Origin of the sequence: Actinophytocola sp. (assembly GCF_036002505.1) — a bacterium.
GTDB lineage: Bacteria > Actinomycetota > Actinomycetes > Mycobacteriales > Pseudonocardiaceae > DASYTH01.
This window is the reverse complement of the sequence record NZ_DASYTH010000408.1, coordinates 18,413-31,460: the sequence shown is the minus strand read 5'-3', so window position 1 is coordinate 31,460 and position 13,048 is coordinate 18,413. Positions and strand designations below refer to the sequence as shown.

The window sequence follows — 13,048 nt, the reverse complement described above, 5'->3', positions numbered from 1 at the left end:
CGACTCGGGCACGGTGGGGGTATGCCTACCAGCGACGACATCCGACTTGACACGCTTGCGGTGCACGGTGGGGAGCGCCGGCCCGGGCCCGAGGGGTCCATGGTGTTCCCGATCTACCAGGGCACGGTGTTCTCGGTCGAACCGGGCACCGGTTACCACGACATCCGCTACATCCGGCTGAACTCCACGCCCTCCCAGGTGTACCTGCACGACAAGCTGGCCGCGCTGGAGAGCGCCGAGGCGGCGCTCGCCACGGCGTCGGGCATGGCGGCGTTGACCACGGTGCTGCACACCGTGCTCAAGGCCGGTGATCACCTGCTGGCCAGCGACTGCCTTTACGGTGGCACGCACGACTTTCTCACCCAGCACGCGGAGAACCTCGGCTGGACGTACACGTTCGTCGACCCGCAGCGCCCGGAGAGCTGGGCGGCGGCCAGAACCCCCAGCACCAAGGTGTTCCTGGTCGAGACCATCGCGAACCCGCTGGTGCGGGTGGCGAAGCTGCGCGACGTCGTGGCGTTCGCCCGGCAGGAGGGGCTGACCACGGTCGTCGACAACACGTTCGCGAGCCCGGTCAACTTCCGGCCGCTGTCGATCGGGTTCGACATCGTGTTCGAGAGTGCCACGAAGTACCTCAACGGCCACAACGATCTGGTGGCCGGGGTGGTCGCCGGGAGCGCCGAGCTGATCGAACGGGTCCGCCACACGGCCAACCTCTACGGTGGCAGCCTGGACCCGCACGCCGGGTTCCTGCTGGCCCGCGGGTTGAAGACGCTGGCCGTCCGGGTGCGCGCGCAGAACCACAACGCCATGGCGCTGGCCGAGTTCCTCGCCGGGCACCCCAAGATCGCGGAGGTGAACTACCCGGGCCTGGCCGGCCATCCCGACCACGGGCACGCGGCGCAACTGCTCTCCGGGTTCGGCGGGATGCTGAGCCTGCGCCCGGCCGGCGGCCTCGACGCGGCGGAGGCGCTCATCGAAGCGCTTCGAATCCCGTATGTGGCGCCGAGTCTCGGCGGCGTCGAATCGCTGATCACCCGCCCGGCGGCCACCTCGCACGCCGGGATGAGCGCCGAGGACCGCGAGCGCATCGGCGTCACCGACGAGCTGATCCGGATCAGCACCGGCATCGAGGACGTCGCCGACCTGATCGCCGACTTCGAGCAGGCGCTGCAGAAGGTCTGAGTGGATGCGGTGAGCTACCTGGACAGTTCCCTGTGCAGGGCGGCAATCAGCTCACCGCTGGTGGTATCGGCGTCCAGCGACCAGATCATCACGCCGCCGAGGTGGCGGTCGTTGACGTAGCGCGCCTTCCGGGTCATCTCCACCGGGTCGTCCCAGGTCCAGAACGTCGTCCCGTCGAAGAGCCAGGCGAACCCGGCCCGGTTGTCCCGGTACACCGTGAACCGGGACAGCTGCGCCTTGAGCACCTTGTAGTCCTCGGTGCCGGCCTCGAACGTGGCCGGCGCGGGACCGGTGGACGGCTGGAACAGCCCGAAGTTGGCCGGGTTGACCCCGGTCCAGCCGTGGCTGTAGAACGGCACGCCCATGACCAGCCGGTTCCGCGGCGCGCCCCGGGAGATGAGGGCGTCGAGCGCCACCTGGGAGCTGAACTTCGGGCTGGTCGGGTCCGCCGCAGGGGTGCGCAGCGCGGACTGCTGGTTGGTGGTGGACTCCCAGGCGCCGTGGTAGTCGTAGCCCTGGGTGGTGGCGAAGGTCAGGTAGCGGAAGATGTTCCGCACCTCGAACCCGCTGTCGATCTTGGCCGGGTCGGCCGGCAGGAACGCGGTCAGGTCGTAGTGCCGGTGCGTGGTCCGGCGCAGCGCGTCGAGCTGGTCGCGGAACTCCTTGAGCAGCTTGGTGAAGTTCTGCTTGTCCTCGGGGCGGATGCCGTTGCCCGGGTTGCCCTCACTGGCCGGCCACTCCCAGTCGAGGTCGAACCCGTCGAAGATCCCGGCCGCGGCCCCCGGGGCGGCGCCGGGCAGGTTTCCCTTGAGCCACATGTCGATGCAGGAGCTCACCAGGGCCGCGCGGGACTCCGGGGTGAGCACGGCGTCGGAGAAGAACTTCGACCCGGTCCAGCCGCCGAGCGAGATGTTGATCCGCAGGTTCGGGAAGAGCTGTTTGAGCTGGCGGAACTGGTTGAGGTTGCCGAACAGGGCCTGGCCGGCCTCGTCGGCGCGGCCGTTCACCGCCTGCTCGGCCGGGAACGGGCGCTGGTAGTCGGCCCACGGGTCCGCGCTCACGCACTTTCCTTGCGCATCAAGGAAACCGAACGCGTAGTTGAGGTGGGTCAGCTTGGCCGCGGTGCCGTTGGCGACCAGGTCGCGCACCACGAAGTTGCGGGCGTAGATGCCCCACTGGATGTAGTAGCCGACCGTGCGGGCGTGGTTGCCGTGCCCGGCGGTGTCGGCTGAGTCCTCGCTGGCCTGCGCTCCGGGCACGGCCGCGAGCAGCGAGAGGGTCAGGGCGCCGGCCGCCATGGCCGCACCCCAGCTCCGCATCGACATGGGTCACCTCACGACGAAGTCAGTGGTCCAGGCCACCCTAGGGCTGAGGTCTAGACCATTTCTACGTCCGAACGGCCCTACCGCGACGGGCTTGACATGTGACCATTTGGTCACCTATTTTTCTGGGGTGACCGACGACGACCGCGTGTTCAAGGCGCTCGCGGATCCGACTCGCCGCTTTCTGCTCGACCTGCTCTTCGCCCGGGACGGCCGAACCCTGACCGAACTGGAGTCCGAGCTGGCGATGACCCGCTTCGGCGTCATGAAGCACCTCAGGGTGCTCGAGGAGGCGGATCTCGTGGTCACGCGCCGGTCCGGCCGGGAGAAGCTGCACTTCCTGAACCCGGTGCCGATCCGGCTGATCCACGACCGGTGGATCGACAAGTACACCGAGCGTCAGGTGTCGGCGCTCGTGGAGCTCAAGCACGAGTTGGAGGAGGAATCATGACCAGCACGACGACTCAGGTCCACCGGGTCTACATCAAGGCCAAGCCGCAGGCGATCTGGGACGCCATCACCCAGCCCGAGTGGACACGCCGGTACGGCTACGGCGGCAGCTTCGAAGAGGAGCTGCGGACCGGCAAGCCGTACCGGATCCTCACCACCGACGAGATGAAGAAGTCCGGAGCCGAGATGGGCTTCGAAGTCCCGGATGTGGCGGTCGACGGCGAGGTGGTCGAGGTCGACCCGCCGCGCAAGCTGGTGCTCACCTGGCGCATGGCCATGGACCCGACCGCGGCGGCCGAGGGCTTCACCAAGCTCACCTACGAGATCGACGAGGTCGCCGGTGGCTACGCCAAGCTCACCGTGATCCACGACCTCGAGGGCGCCCCGAGCGTCGCCGCGATGACCGCGGGCGACGGTCAGGCCGATCAGGGTGGCGGCGGCTGGCCGTGGATTCTCAGCGACCTCAAGTCCCTGCTGGAGACCGGCGAGCCGCTCGCCGCGGGGTAACCCGTCGGCGTGTTGGCCCGCCACGTCGTTGTGTTGGCGTGCCACGTCGTTGTGTTGGCCGGTCGCGGGAGGGAGCCGGCCAACACAGCGACGCCAGGCGCCAACACGGCGACGTGAGCGGCCAACACGCCGGCGTCAGCCCACCACGATGTTGTCGAGGTTGGGGCCGCCGTTCACGGTGGTGGCGGTGACCCGGATGGTGTTGACCCCTGAGTTGAGGTCCACGGTTGTGGACGCGGTCTGCCAGGTCGTCCACGCGCCAGTCGGCTGGAAGGCGAGCTCGCCGGCGGCCAGCGTGCCGTTGACGAAGATGTCCGCCGGCCGGTTGGCTGTCGTCCCGTTGGCGAACCGCAGCCTCACCGCGGCCGGCCCGGCAGCGCCCAGCAGTCGTCGATGTTGACGTACTGGTAGCCGACGTCGCGCAGGCCGCGGGAGACGAAGAGGTCCGCGATTCCCTTGATCATCGTCTCGTTGAAGTCGGCCCGGCACTGCGTGGAGTTCCAGTTGTTGAAGCCCATCGGCGGGGTCCGGGCCAGCCCGTTGGCCCGCGCCCGCGCCGGCACCTGGAGGACGACCGCCATCCCGACGGCGGCGATGGCGGCGACGACCTTGCGCGGCAGGGATCTTTGCCCGGCACACTCCTCTGGGCCCGGCGAAAGATAGGAGGTCTGTACCAATACGATGTAGGCCCACCCGCATCCAGAGTCAAGGTCGAAACCGCTCAGGCATCGAATGACGCGCCAGCCAACGGCATACCGGACCTAGATCCAACGGCGGCCCGTGAGGCGGACACAGATCGGATCTTTTCCGGATGCCGTAGCAATGATCGGTTTTCCGGCGAGATAGTCGTAAGGTACCTCCCACCTCGGAACTCTCAACGGGTACGAGCCGTGGTCGATGGAGTGCTGATGAGGACGGATGCCGAGCTCGTCGCCGGTGTGCTGGCCGGCGACCGGGAGGCGTTCGCGGCCGTCTACGACCGGTACGCCGACCGGTTGTACGACTTCTGCGCGTCGGTCCTGCGCGACCGGCACGAGGCCGAGGACGCCGTGCAGGACACGTTCGTGCTCGCGGCCCAGCGGCTCACCCAACTGAACGACCCGGAGCGGCTGCGGCCGTGGCTCTACGCGGTGGCCCGCAGTGTGGCGCTGCGCAAAGCCCGGACGCGCAAGCGGGTCGTGCTGGACACCGAGGTGGGCGACATGGTCGATCCGGACGCCGGGCCGCAGCGCAAGGCGGAGCTGTCCGCCCTGCGCGACCTGGTGTGGAGCGCCGCGGCCGGACTGTCCGAACGCGACCGTGCGCTGCTCGACCTGCACCTGCGCCAGGGCCTCGACGGCGCGGAGCTCGGCGAGGCGATGGGCGTCAGCGCCGGGCACGCCTACGTGCTGCTGTCCCGGCTGCGCGATCAGGTCGAGCGCTCGCTCGGCGCCTTCCTGATCGCCCGGCTCGGCCGGGACGACTGCGCCGGGCTGAACGGCCTGCTGTCCGGTTGGGACGGCCGGTTCTCCCCGGTCATGCGCAAGCGGGTGGCCCGGCACGTGGACGGCTGCGCGGTGTGCGAGGACCGGCGCCGCTCGATGGTCAGCCCGCTGGCCCTGCTCGCCGCCGTGCCGCTGCTGACCGCGCCGCTGTACCTGCGCGAGCGGGTCATGGACCAGGTCGAGCTGGTCGCCTACCGACGCACGACGACCACGCCGCGGCCGTCCCGCGTGCCGATGGCCGCGGCCGCCGCCACCCTCCTCCTCGCCCTGGGCATCGCCGCTATCTGGGGCCGCACCAACGCATTGCCCGGTCTCCCGCTCGCCCAGGAACTCGCACCCAGCACCACCTCGGCCTCGGGCTCCCCCACCACCGAGCCTCCGGCCGGCACCTCGGCGCCCACGACATCGGCACCGACGACCACGACGGCGCCGCGCACCACCACGACCCGACCCACCACGACCACGCCGACGACAACGACGACCACCGCGCCACCACCCCCGCCGGACACGGTTCCCCCGCAGATCACCAAACAGTCGGCGACGCCTCGGATCTGCGCCGGCACCAGCAACACGATCCAGGCGACGGTGACCGACAACGTCGGGGTCGCCACAGTGACGGTCAGCTGGACATCGAAGAACAACGGCTCGGGCTCGAAGGACCTGACGTTGCAGCCCAGCGGCGTGTGGCAGGCGACCATCGGACCGTTCCCCACCACCGGCGACACGATCACCTGGCAGCTCACCGCAACCGACGCGGCCCGCAACTCCACCAAAGGCACGACGGCCACGTTCACCACCTTCACCTGCATCGGATAAAAGTTGTAAGGCCTTGTAGCGGTCACTGCTCCTACCCGGCGACACCACCGTCACCGAGGAGGAACCGTGAACCGCTCCCGAGACTTCAGCTGGCTCGTCCGGCCGGTCGCCGTCGCCGGCCTGGTCCTGTTCGGCGCGCTGCTGCTCGGCGTCCAGCCGAGCACCGCCGCGCCCACCGCGCCGGTCGGCCCGACCGGGTTCGCCCCGCCCACCGTGCAGACGTTGCCGCCGAAGCCGGAGCCGTGCGTGAAGAAGTGCCTGCCGCCCACACTCGAACCGTGCTTCGCCCTGCCCGGTCACCCCTGCACGCAGCCGCCCACGATCGCCCCGTGCACGATCAACCCGGACGCCTGCAAGCCGCCGACGACCACGACGACGCCCACCACCCCGACCGTCATCACCAGCACCAACCCGCCGGTCACCCCCAAGCACCCCGGCACGCCGTCGGACCCGCCGGTCCCCACGCCGAACCGCATCGACACCGGCGGCGGCCCCGCGGAGTCCGCGCCCACCGCGCTGTTCTGGGTGATCCCCGCGCTCGCCGTGCTGATCCTGGTCGCCGGCGCGGGTGGCTTCTGGCTGGCCCGGTCCGAGCGCCGGCGATGAGCATGGGACGCCTGCTCGGAATCGCGGCGGCCGCCGTGGTCGCGGCCGCCGTGGCGATCACCATCGCGATCCAGCTCGACCGGTCCGCCACCGCGGGTTCGGCCGGCGCGGCCACCACCACCACCCCACCGGCCGAGCTCGGCGCGCCGACCCGGGTGACCATCCCGGCCATCGGCGTGGACGCGCCCCTGGTCGGAGTCGGCCTGAAGCCGGACGGCGCCATGCAGACCCCGGACTTCGGCGTCGCGGCCTGGTACGACAAGGGTCCCAAACCCGGCCAGCCCGGCCCCGCCGTCGTGCTGGCCCACGTCGACTCCAAGGCGCACGGCCCGGACGTGTTCCACCGGCTCCGCGAGCTCAAGCCCGGCGACCGGGTGAGTGTCCACTATGCCGACCGCACCACCACGTTCACCGTCACCGGCAAGGAGCAGACCGCCAAGACCGCCCTGCCGACCAGCAAGATCTGGAGCGACACGAAAACCCCGGTGCTGCGCTTGATCACCTGCGGCGGCGCGTTCGACCGCAAGGCCGGCAGCTACCTCGACAACATCATCGTGTACGCGGATGAACTCGTCACCTAGCCCGCAGCCGGCGCAGCATCCGGGCGTCCTCGAAACCCACGGCGCGCGCCGCGGTCTCCACCGTGGCGCCGTGGCCGATCAGGTGCGCGGCCCGCTCCAGGCGCAGGATGTGCTGGTAGCGCAACGGAGTCAGGCCGGTGGCCCGGCCGAACAGCCGGGTCACGGTCCGCTCGCTGACCCCGGACGCGGCGGCCAGGTCGGCGAGCTTGAGCCGGTCGGTGAACCGCGCCTCGATCACGTCCTGGATCCGGTGCACCGCCTCGTTGAGGTGCGACCGGTGCCGCAGCAGCGCGCTGGCCTGCGGCTCGTCGCCGTTGCGCCGGGCGTAGACGACCAGGTCGCGGGCCACCCGGCCGGCCGCGCCCGGCCCGTGCCGGGTGGCGATCAGGTGCAGCGCCAGGTCGATCCCGCTGGCGATGCCGGCCGAGGTCACCACCCGGTCGTCCACTGTGTACAGCACGTCGCGCACCACCTTCGCCCGCGGGTACCGCAGCGCCAGCTCGTCCTGCAGCGCGTGGTGCGTGGTGCAACGCCGGCCGTCGAGGAGCCCCGCCCGGCCCAGCGCCTCCGCGCCGGCGCACACGCTGGCCACCGTCCCGCCGGCGGCGTGGTGCTCGTACAGCCGCCGCAGGATGTCCGGACCCACCGGCGTGGTCGCGAACGCCGTCCCGCGCCACCCCGGGACCAGGATCAGGTCGGCCGCGGTCAGCTCCGGCCACTCGACCTCGGTGCGCACCGGAAGTCCTTGCGTGGTCAGCACTTCCGGCGTCTCGGCGACGTAGCTGAGCCGGTAGCGGTAGCCGGCGTCGTCGGCCGAGGAGAACGCCTGGGCCGGCCCGGCGAGGTCGAGCAGGTGCACGCCGGGAACCAGCACGAGGACGACGTGGATCACGATCGGGTCAGCCTACCCCCACGGCGGCGACGGACCCGGTCAGCTCGTCCACGGTGCGGATCGTGGCGAACCGCCCGGCCAGCGCGTACTCGGTCCTGGCCAGGATCTCGGAAACCTGCAGTGTCCGCGGATCGGCCATCAGCTCCTCCGGGGTGAGGTGCGCCGGCGCGTCGCGGTGCGCGATCGGGGTCGTCGCGGTGGCGTCGGTGACGAACGTGACCCGGTAGCCGAGGTCGGCGGCGAGCCGGGCGGTCGTCTCGCAGCACTGCTCGGTGCGGATGCCGCAGATGGTCAGGTCGCGAATCCCCTTGGTGGTGAGCAGCAGCTGCAGATTCGTTGTGGTGAAAGCGTTGTGCGCGCGTTTGGTGATCATCGGCTCGTCCGCGCGCTGGTGCAGCCCGTCGATCAGGCGGACGTGCCCGAGGGCCGGGTCGAACAGCGTGTTGCTGCCCGGCTCCGCGTGCGTCACCCAGATCACCGGGTCACCGTTCGCGCGGGCGTGCTCGACGAGCCGGCTCACCTTGCGCACGATGTCAGGGTTCGAGGTGAGCCGCCAGACCGGATGCTGCCGGAACGACTCCTGGACGTCGATGACGATCAGCGCCGTGGTCATACCGAGGAGTCTGGCCGCCGGCGACCTGCTTCGACAGGCACGATCGGGGCTTCCTGCGGACGGATCCGGTCACGCATCAGCAGCACGCCGAAGGTGCCGAGCCAGGCCAACCAGAGCAGCCACCCGGCGAACCCGACGAGGGAGACGCCCGCGGGGCCACCGCCGGAGGTGAACGCGCCGAGGACGGTCGACCCAAAAATCAATGCCGCGCTGACCAGACCCAGCGCGGCGTGCCAGGGGCGCAGGAGCGCGGTTCGGGCGCCACCGACGGAGAAGCCGACCAGGGTGACGACGAGCGAGACGTTGTTGACGGTGAAGAACGCGTTGTGCAGGTGCCACAGGGTCGCGGTCGAGGGGTCACCTGCGGCGAGCGCGATCCGGGTGGCGGTCACCGCGCCAAACATGACGTTGAGCATCGCGATGCCGATGACGCCGACCGTGGACCATGCCTCGCCCCGTTCCCGCTCGGCCGGACCGATCGCTGCATACGCGCCAGCTCCGAAGATGGCGATCAGCAGCCAGGCCAGTGCCGCGAGCGCGGATCCCGTCTGCACGGTGGCGGCGTTCGCAACGAAGTACGCCGCCACATCCGTGGACGGCGCCCCGGCATCTGGCAGAGCGAGAAGTGAATTGGCAACGGCCGAAGGGGAATCCGAGCCGCGCCGGCCGTACGACGCGCCGCGCCGCCGCGAACAGGCGATCCAGACCCGTGCCGAGATCGCCGCCGCCGCCCGGCACCTGTTCACCAGCCGGGGCTGGGGCCAGACCACCGTGCGCGACATCGCCAAGGCGGCCCGGGTCTCCGAACCCACGGTGTACAAGGCCTACGGCGGCAAGGCCGGCCTCGCCGGCGCGCTCGTCGACGCCGTGGACCTGGCCGCCGACGTCGCCCGGCAGCTCGCCGAACTCGAGGCCGCGCAAGGAGATCCACCGGCCCAGCTCGCGGCCATGGTCGCCTTCGACCGCCGCCTGTTCGAGCGCGGCGCGGATGTGATCCGCCTCCTCCGCGAGGCCGCGCGCACCGAGCCCGACCTCGCCGCCGCCTACCAGGACGGCCGCGACCGCGGCGAGACCCTACGCCGCCAGGTGTTCTCCTCCTGGCCCGCCAAGGCTTTCCGGTCCGGCGTCGACGTGAGCCTGGCCTGCGACACCTACGCCGCGCTGTGCACAGTGGACACCTACGCCACGCTCACCGGTGGACGCCGGAGCGGGTCGAGCAGTGGTGGCTCAGGACACTGCGCACCCTGCTCATCCGATAGGGCGACGAAGGCGTCCTTTCTCTCGCTGGGAGTGAGGAAGGCCGCCTTCATCGCACCCCGGCCTCGAGGATTCCGCAGGCGATGGCGATCGCATGGTCACGGCCGGGGCAGGCGTGCGGGCCGGCACCGAACGGCAACCCGCCGAGGTCGACGGTGACCGGTTCGCCGTCGCGGACCCGCCTCGTCACCCGCACCGGTGGATCGTCGCGCAACGTGCCGGCCACCGCCGTGTCCACGTCCCCGGTGCGCCGCCGCGCGTTGCCGACCAGCGCGGCCGTGGCGTCACAGGCCTGCACGAGCAGCCCGATCCGCGCGGCTGTGGCCTCGTCCCACGTTCCGCCGCACGCCTCGACCAGCGTGGTGACCGCCGCGTCGGTGTCCGGCGCGGCGTCCAGGTGCGGGTGGTAGGCCCGGCCAACCGTGATCACCGCGTCGGCCGGCACGGCCAGGCCCAGCGCCTCGGCCAACACCTCGACGGTGACGGCGCGAGCCACGTCCGCCGAGCGTCCGGCCGCCAGCTCCGCCGCCCGCTTGCGCAGCACGCCGGGGTCGACCGGGTCCAGGATTGCTGTGACCAGCGCCCTCCGGCGGGCATGGTCGGTGCCCCGGCTGAACCGGGCGACGTAGGCCCGCAGCCAGGCGATCCCGCGCGGCGCGTCCGGTACGGGTGGGACCTCGAAGGCGGGGTCGGACAGCGTCGTGATCGGGTCCATGCGGCCACCGTAGGGCCGCGACGCTTCGGCCCCGGCTGACACGACGTACCGTGGACGCATGGACCCGCTGACCACCGAGCGGCTGATCATCCGGCCGTGGACGGTCGATGACGCCGAGGCCGCGCTCGCGATCTACGGAGCCGGCGAGGTGACCCGCTGGCTCACGCCCGCCATGGGCCAGGTCGACGACCTGTCCGCGATGCGATCGGTGCTCGAGGCCTGGGTCTCCGACCAGCCGAACATGATCCCGCCGCGCGGGCGCTGGGCGGTGCAGCACAAGGAAAGCGGCCGGGCCATCGGCGGCCTCGCGATCCGGTTGCTGCCGCCGTTCGAGGAGGACCTCGAGCTGAGCTGGCAGCTGCGCCCCGAGGAATGGGGTCACGGCTACGCCTCCGAGGCCGCGCGCGGGCTGGCCCGCTGGGCGTTCACCCAGGACATCGACGAGCTGTTCGCCGTCGCCCGCCCCAACAACACCCGCGCCATCGGCACCGCCAAGCGGGTCGGCATGGAATGGGTCGGCGAGACCACCAAGTACTACGACCTGCGCCTCCAGGTCTTCCGGATCCGCCCCAGCGACCTCCTCGACTAGCGTGCCGGACGAATTTCTGGGTAGCCCCCTGCCAACCGCACCTCAGGGGAACGTGACGGCGGCCAGCCACAATCAAACCTGCCAACCGCAGCATCCGCTGGTAGGCAACCACATCAAAAATTCCGGAGAGGCGGGACTGCGAGGCGGATCAGTCGCGCTCGGCAGCGTGCCGACCGAGGTGGGTGACGTGCTGGTCGCCGTCACCGAGGTCGGCGTGGCCGCGACCAGCTTCGCCGACACGCCGCGGAACCGCGCCTGGATCACCGGCCGCCTCCGCCTCCCCGTGGTCGACGCTCCGTCCCGCATCGCCCCGGCCCTGACCGAGCTGGCCGCCTACTTCGCCGGCACCCGCCGCGAGTTCACCGTCCCCGTGGACTGGCGCCTGATGTCCGAGGCGCAGCAACAGGTTCTCGGCACCCTCTACCACACCGTCCGCTACGGACAGGTCATCACCTACGGCGAGCTCGCCCGCCGCAGCGCCACCCGGATCCCACCCCGCGGCATCGGCACCATCATGGGCAGCAACCCCATCCCGATCATCGTCCCCTGCCACCGCGTGGTCGCCGGCGACGGCCTCGGCGGCTTCAGCGGCGGCGAAGGCGTCGAGTCCAAACGCCGCCTCCTCACCCTCGAAGGCCACCTCCCACCCACCCTCTTCTAAACCACCGCGAGTCCCCGTTTCCAGCACGCGAGTTCGCGGTTCGGAACCGCGAACTCGCGTGCCTGAACCAGGGACTCGCCGGGTTAGAGGGTGTTGAGGTTGATGGCGGCGGCCATGGCGTGATAGCCGGCGTCGTTGGGGTGGATCTTGTCGCCGCTGTCGAGGTCGGCGCGGAGGAGGTCCGGGTCGGCCGGGTCGCTGACGGCGGCGGAGAAGTCGACGACCGCGTCGTACTCGTGGCTGGTCAGGATCCAGTGGTTGAGGGTGTGGCGGATGGCTTCGCCCTGCGCGGTGTCCACGCCGTAGGGGTTGTCCTTGAAGGGGGTCACGGTGCCGCCGATGATCCGGATGCCGCGGGCGTGAGCGGCGCGGATCAGGGTGCGGTGACCTTCGATCAGCTGCTCGGCCGTCAGGTCGGGGTTGGGGGCGTTGCAATTGGGGCCGAACGGGATGCCGGCGATGTCGAAGATGTCGTTGAGCGCCTCCATGACGATCACCGTGCGCACCCCGGGCCGGTCGAGCACGTCGCGCTGGAACCGGTGCAGCGCGCTCTCCCCGAAGCACGGCGAGTCACGCAGCACCCGGTTGCCGCTGATGCCCTCGTTGAGCACGGTCAGCGGCCGGCCCGCGGCGACCAGCCGCTCGGCCAGCTCGTCCGGGTAGCGGTTGTTCGCGTCCGGCGTGGACAGCGCCCCCTCGGTGACCGAGTCGCCGAACGCCACCACCGCGCCCCGCGGCGCGCGGCCGGTCACGTCGATTCCGGTGAGGTAGTAGAAGGACTGGGTGGTCTCGGTGAACGCCGTACCGTCCGCGCTGAACCGCTGGTCACCCGCGGCCCGGTAGCTGGTGGCCTCGGCGTTGCCGTGGAACGTCGTCGGGCCGGTCGGCTCGGCGAAGTACAGCGACACGGTGAGCCGCGCAAGCGGCGCCACCCCGAGCACCGCCGGGTCGCTGACCAGCTCCCGCCCGGCCGGCACCACGGCGCCGCGGGCGTGCCGGAAAGTCAGCGGGCGCAACGTTCCCGGACGCACCGACGCCCCGGCACCGGCCTCGGCGATGGCCGCGCCGGCGAGCCGCAGCGGCACCGATCCGTACACATTGGACAGTCGGACCCTGGCGACCGAACCGCCGGCGCTGACCCGGACGACCTGGCGCACGGTCTGATTGGCGAACCCGGTGGCCGACCAGTTCGCCCCGAAGATCTCGGTCGGCTCCTGCTGGGCCGACGCCCAGGTGCCCACCCAGCCCGGCGATGACTCCGCGGCCGGTGCGGCGAAGACGGTACTGACAACCAGCACGGCCGCCGCCAGCGCACCGCGACGGCCGAACTTCCCCAAGTAAGTCATCATGCGACCGACCCTAGCCGGGCG

At 71.0% G+C, this 13,048-nt stretch carries 17 protein-coding genes; 9 read left to right on the top strand and 8 right to left on the bottom strand.

Features of this window, described 5'->3' with window-relative positions; genetic code table 11:
• Positions 1 to 21 precede the first annotated feature (21 nt).
• Positions 22 to 1,185, top strand: a complete 1,164-nt coding sequence (locus VGR06_RS36145) for an aminotransferase class I/II-fold pyridoxal phosphate-dependent enzyme (RefSeq protein WP_327563712.1) — start codon at positions 22 to 24, stop codon at positions 1,183 to 1,185.
• A gap of 14 nt (positions 1,186 to 1,199) precedes the next feature.
• Here the strand turns inward: VGR06_RS36145 and VGR06_RS36140 are convergent, their stop codons facing one another.
• The gene (locus VGR06_RS36140) at positions 1,200 to 2,510 is read right to left on the bottom strand and encodes a glycoside hydrolase family 18 protein (protein ID WP_327563711.1); all 1,311 of its coding nucleotides are present in this window, start codon (positions 2,508 to 2,510) and stop codon (positions 1,200 to 1,202) included.
• A gap of 127 nt (positions 2,511 to 2,637) precedes the next feature.
• Between VGR06_RS36140 and VGR06_RS36135 the strand changes: the two genes are divergently transcribed.
• Together VGR06_RS36135 and VGR06_RS36130 are read left to right on the top strand one after the other, a co-directional pair.
• A complete protein-coding gene (locus VGR06_RS36135; protein WP_327563710.1) occupies positions 2,638 to 2,958 on the top strand; it encodes a metalloregulator ArsR/SmtB family transcription factor in 321 nt (106 codons plus the stop codon).
• The gene (locus VGR06_RS36130; protein ID WP_327563709.1) at positions 2,955 to 3,464 is read left to right on the top strand and encodes an SRPBCC domain-containing protein; all 510 of its coding nucleotides are present in this window, start codon (positions 2,955 to 2,957) and stop codon (positions 3,462 to 3,464) included. The genes VGR06_RS36135 and VGR06_RS36130 overlap by 4 nt, the downstream gene beginning before the upstream one ends.
• A gap of 135 nt (positions 3,465 to 3,599) precedes the next feature.
• Here VGR06_RS36130 and VGR06_RS36125 read toward each other — a convergent pair whose 3' ends face one another.
• Positions 3,600 to 3,824 carry a carbohydrate-binding protein gene (locus tag VGR06_RS36125; protein ID WP_327563708.1) on the bottom strand — a complete coding sequence of 75 codons (225 nt, stop codon included), beginning with the start codon at positions 3,822 to 3,824 and terminating at the stop codon, positions 3,600 to 3,602.
• On the bottom strand, positions 3,821 to 4,045 hold the full coding sequence (locus tag VGR06_RS36120; protein ID WP_327563707.1) for a hypothetical protein: 225 nt from the start codon (positions 4,043 to 4,045) through the stop codon (positions 3,821 to 3,823). Before VGR06_RS36120 ends, VGR06_RS36125 begins: the two co-directional genes overlap by 4 nt.
• 327 nt (positions 4,046 to 4,372) lie before the next feature.
• Here VGR06_RS36120 and VGR06_RS36115 point away from each other — a divergent pair, with 327 nt between their 5' ends.
• From VGR06_RS36115 to VGR06_RS36105, 3 genes are all read left to right on the top strand, one after another.
• The gene (locus VGR06_RS36115) at positions 4,373 to 5,764 is read left to right on the top strand and encodes an RNA polymerase sigma factor (RefSeq protein WP_327563706.1); all 1,392 of its coding nucleotides are present in this window, start codon (positions 4,373 to 4,375) and stop codon (positions 5,762 to 5,764) included.
• A gap of 66 nt (positions 5,765 to 5,830) precedes the next feature.
• Positions 5,831 to 6,370 carry a hypothetical protein gene (locus VGR06_RS36110; protein WP_327563705.1) on the top strand — a complete coding sequence of 180 codons (540 nt, stop codon included), beginning with the start codon at positions 5,831 to 5,833 and terminating at the stop codon, positions 6,368 to 6,370.
• 2 nt (positions 6,371 to 6,372) lie between these two features.
• A complete protein-coding gene (locus VGR06_RS36105) occupies positions 6,373 to 6,951 on the top strand; it encodes a class F sortase (RefSeq protein WP_327563704.1) in 579 nt (192 codons plus the stop codon).
• Here VGR06_RS36105 and VGR06_RS36100 read toward each other — a convergent pair.
• The 3 genes from VGR06_RS36100 to VGR06_RS36090 are packed head-to-tail and all read right to left on the bottom strand — an operon-like array spanning position 6,944 to position 9,043.
• Positions 6,944 to 7,843, bottom strand: coding sequence for a GlxA family transcriptional regulator (locus VGR06_RS36100; RefSeq protein ID WP_327563703.1), 900 nt, complete (start codon positions 7,841 to 7,843; stop codon positions 6,944 to 6,946). The genes VGR06_RS36105 and VGR06_RS36100 overlap by 8 nt on opposite strands.
• 7 nt (positions 7,844 to 7,850) lie before the next feature.
• The gene (locus tag VGR06_RS36095; protein WP_327563702.1) at positions 7,851 to 8,456 is read right to left on the bottom strand and encodes a cysteine hydrolase family protein; all 606 of its coding nucleotides are present in this window, start codon (positions 8,454 to 8,456) and stop codon (positions 7,851 to 7,853) included.
• Positions 8,453 to 9,043, bottom strand: coding sequence for a hypothetical protein (locus VGR06_RS36090; RefSeq protein ID WP_327563701.1), 591 nt, complete (start codon positions 9,041 to 9,043; stop codon positions 8,453 to 8,455). Before VGR06_RS36090 ends, VGR06_RS36095 begins: the two co-directional genes overlap by 4 nt.
• Before the next feature lie 43 nt (positions 9,044 to 9,086).
• On the opposite strand from VGR06_RS36090, the gene VGR06_RS36085 reads away from it, so the two are divergent.
• On the top strand, positions 9,087 to 9,872 hold the full coding sequence (locus VGR06_RS36085; protein ID WP_327563700.1) for a TetR/AcrR family transcriptional regulator: 786 nt from the start codon (positions 9,087 to 9,089) through the stop codon (positions 9,870 to 9,872).
• Here the strand turns inward: VGR06_RS36085 and VGR06_RS36080 are convergent.
• Positions 9,763 to 10,428, bottom strand: a complete 666-nt coding sequence (locus VGR06_RS36080) for an oxidoreductase (protein ID WP_327563699.1) — start codon at positions 10,426 to 10,428, stop codon at positions 9,763 to 9,765. The two genes, VGR06_RS36085 and VGR06_RS36080, sit on opposite strands and share 110 nt — an antisense overlap.
• Before the next feature lie 58 nt (positions 10,429 to 10,486).
• On the opposite strand from VGR06_RS36080, the gene VGR06_RS36075 reads away from it, so the two are divergent.
• Complete coding sequence (locus VGR06_RS36075; RefSeq protein ID WP_327563698.1) at positions 10,487 to 11,017, top strand: GNAT family N-acetyltransferase; 531 nt, start codon at positions 10,487 to 10,489, stop codon at positions 11,015 to 11,017.
• A gap of 166 nt (positions 11,018 to 11,183) precedes the next feature.
• Positions 11,184 to 11,678: a methylated-DNA--[protein]-cysteine S-methyltransferase gene (locus VGR06_RS36070; RefSeq protein WP_327563697.1), complete on the top strand. Its 495-nt coding sequence runs from the start codon at positions 11,184 to 11,186 to the stop codon at positions 11,676 to 11,678.
• Between the two features lie 83 nt (positions 11,679 to 11,761).
• Here VGR06_RS36070 and VGR06_RS36065 read toward each other — a convergent pair whose 3' ends face one another.
• Complete coding sequence (locus VGR06_RS36065; protein WP_327563696.1) at positions 11,762 to 13,027, bottom strand: SGNH/GDSL hydrolase family protein; 1,266 nt, start codon at positions 13,025 to 13,027, stop codon at positions 11,762 to 11,764.
• Positions 13,028 to 13,048 lie beyond the last annotated feature (21 nt).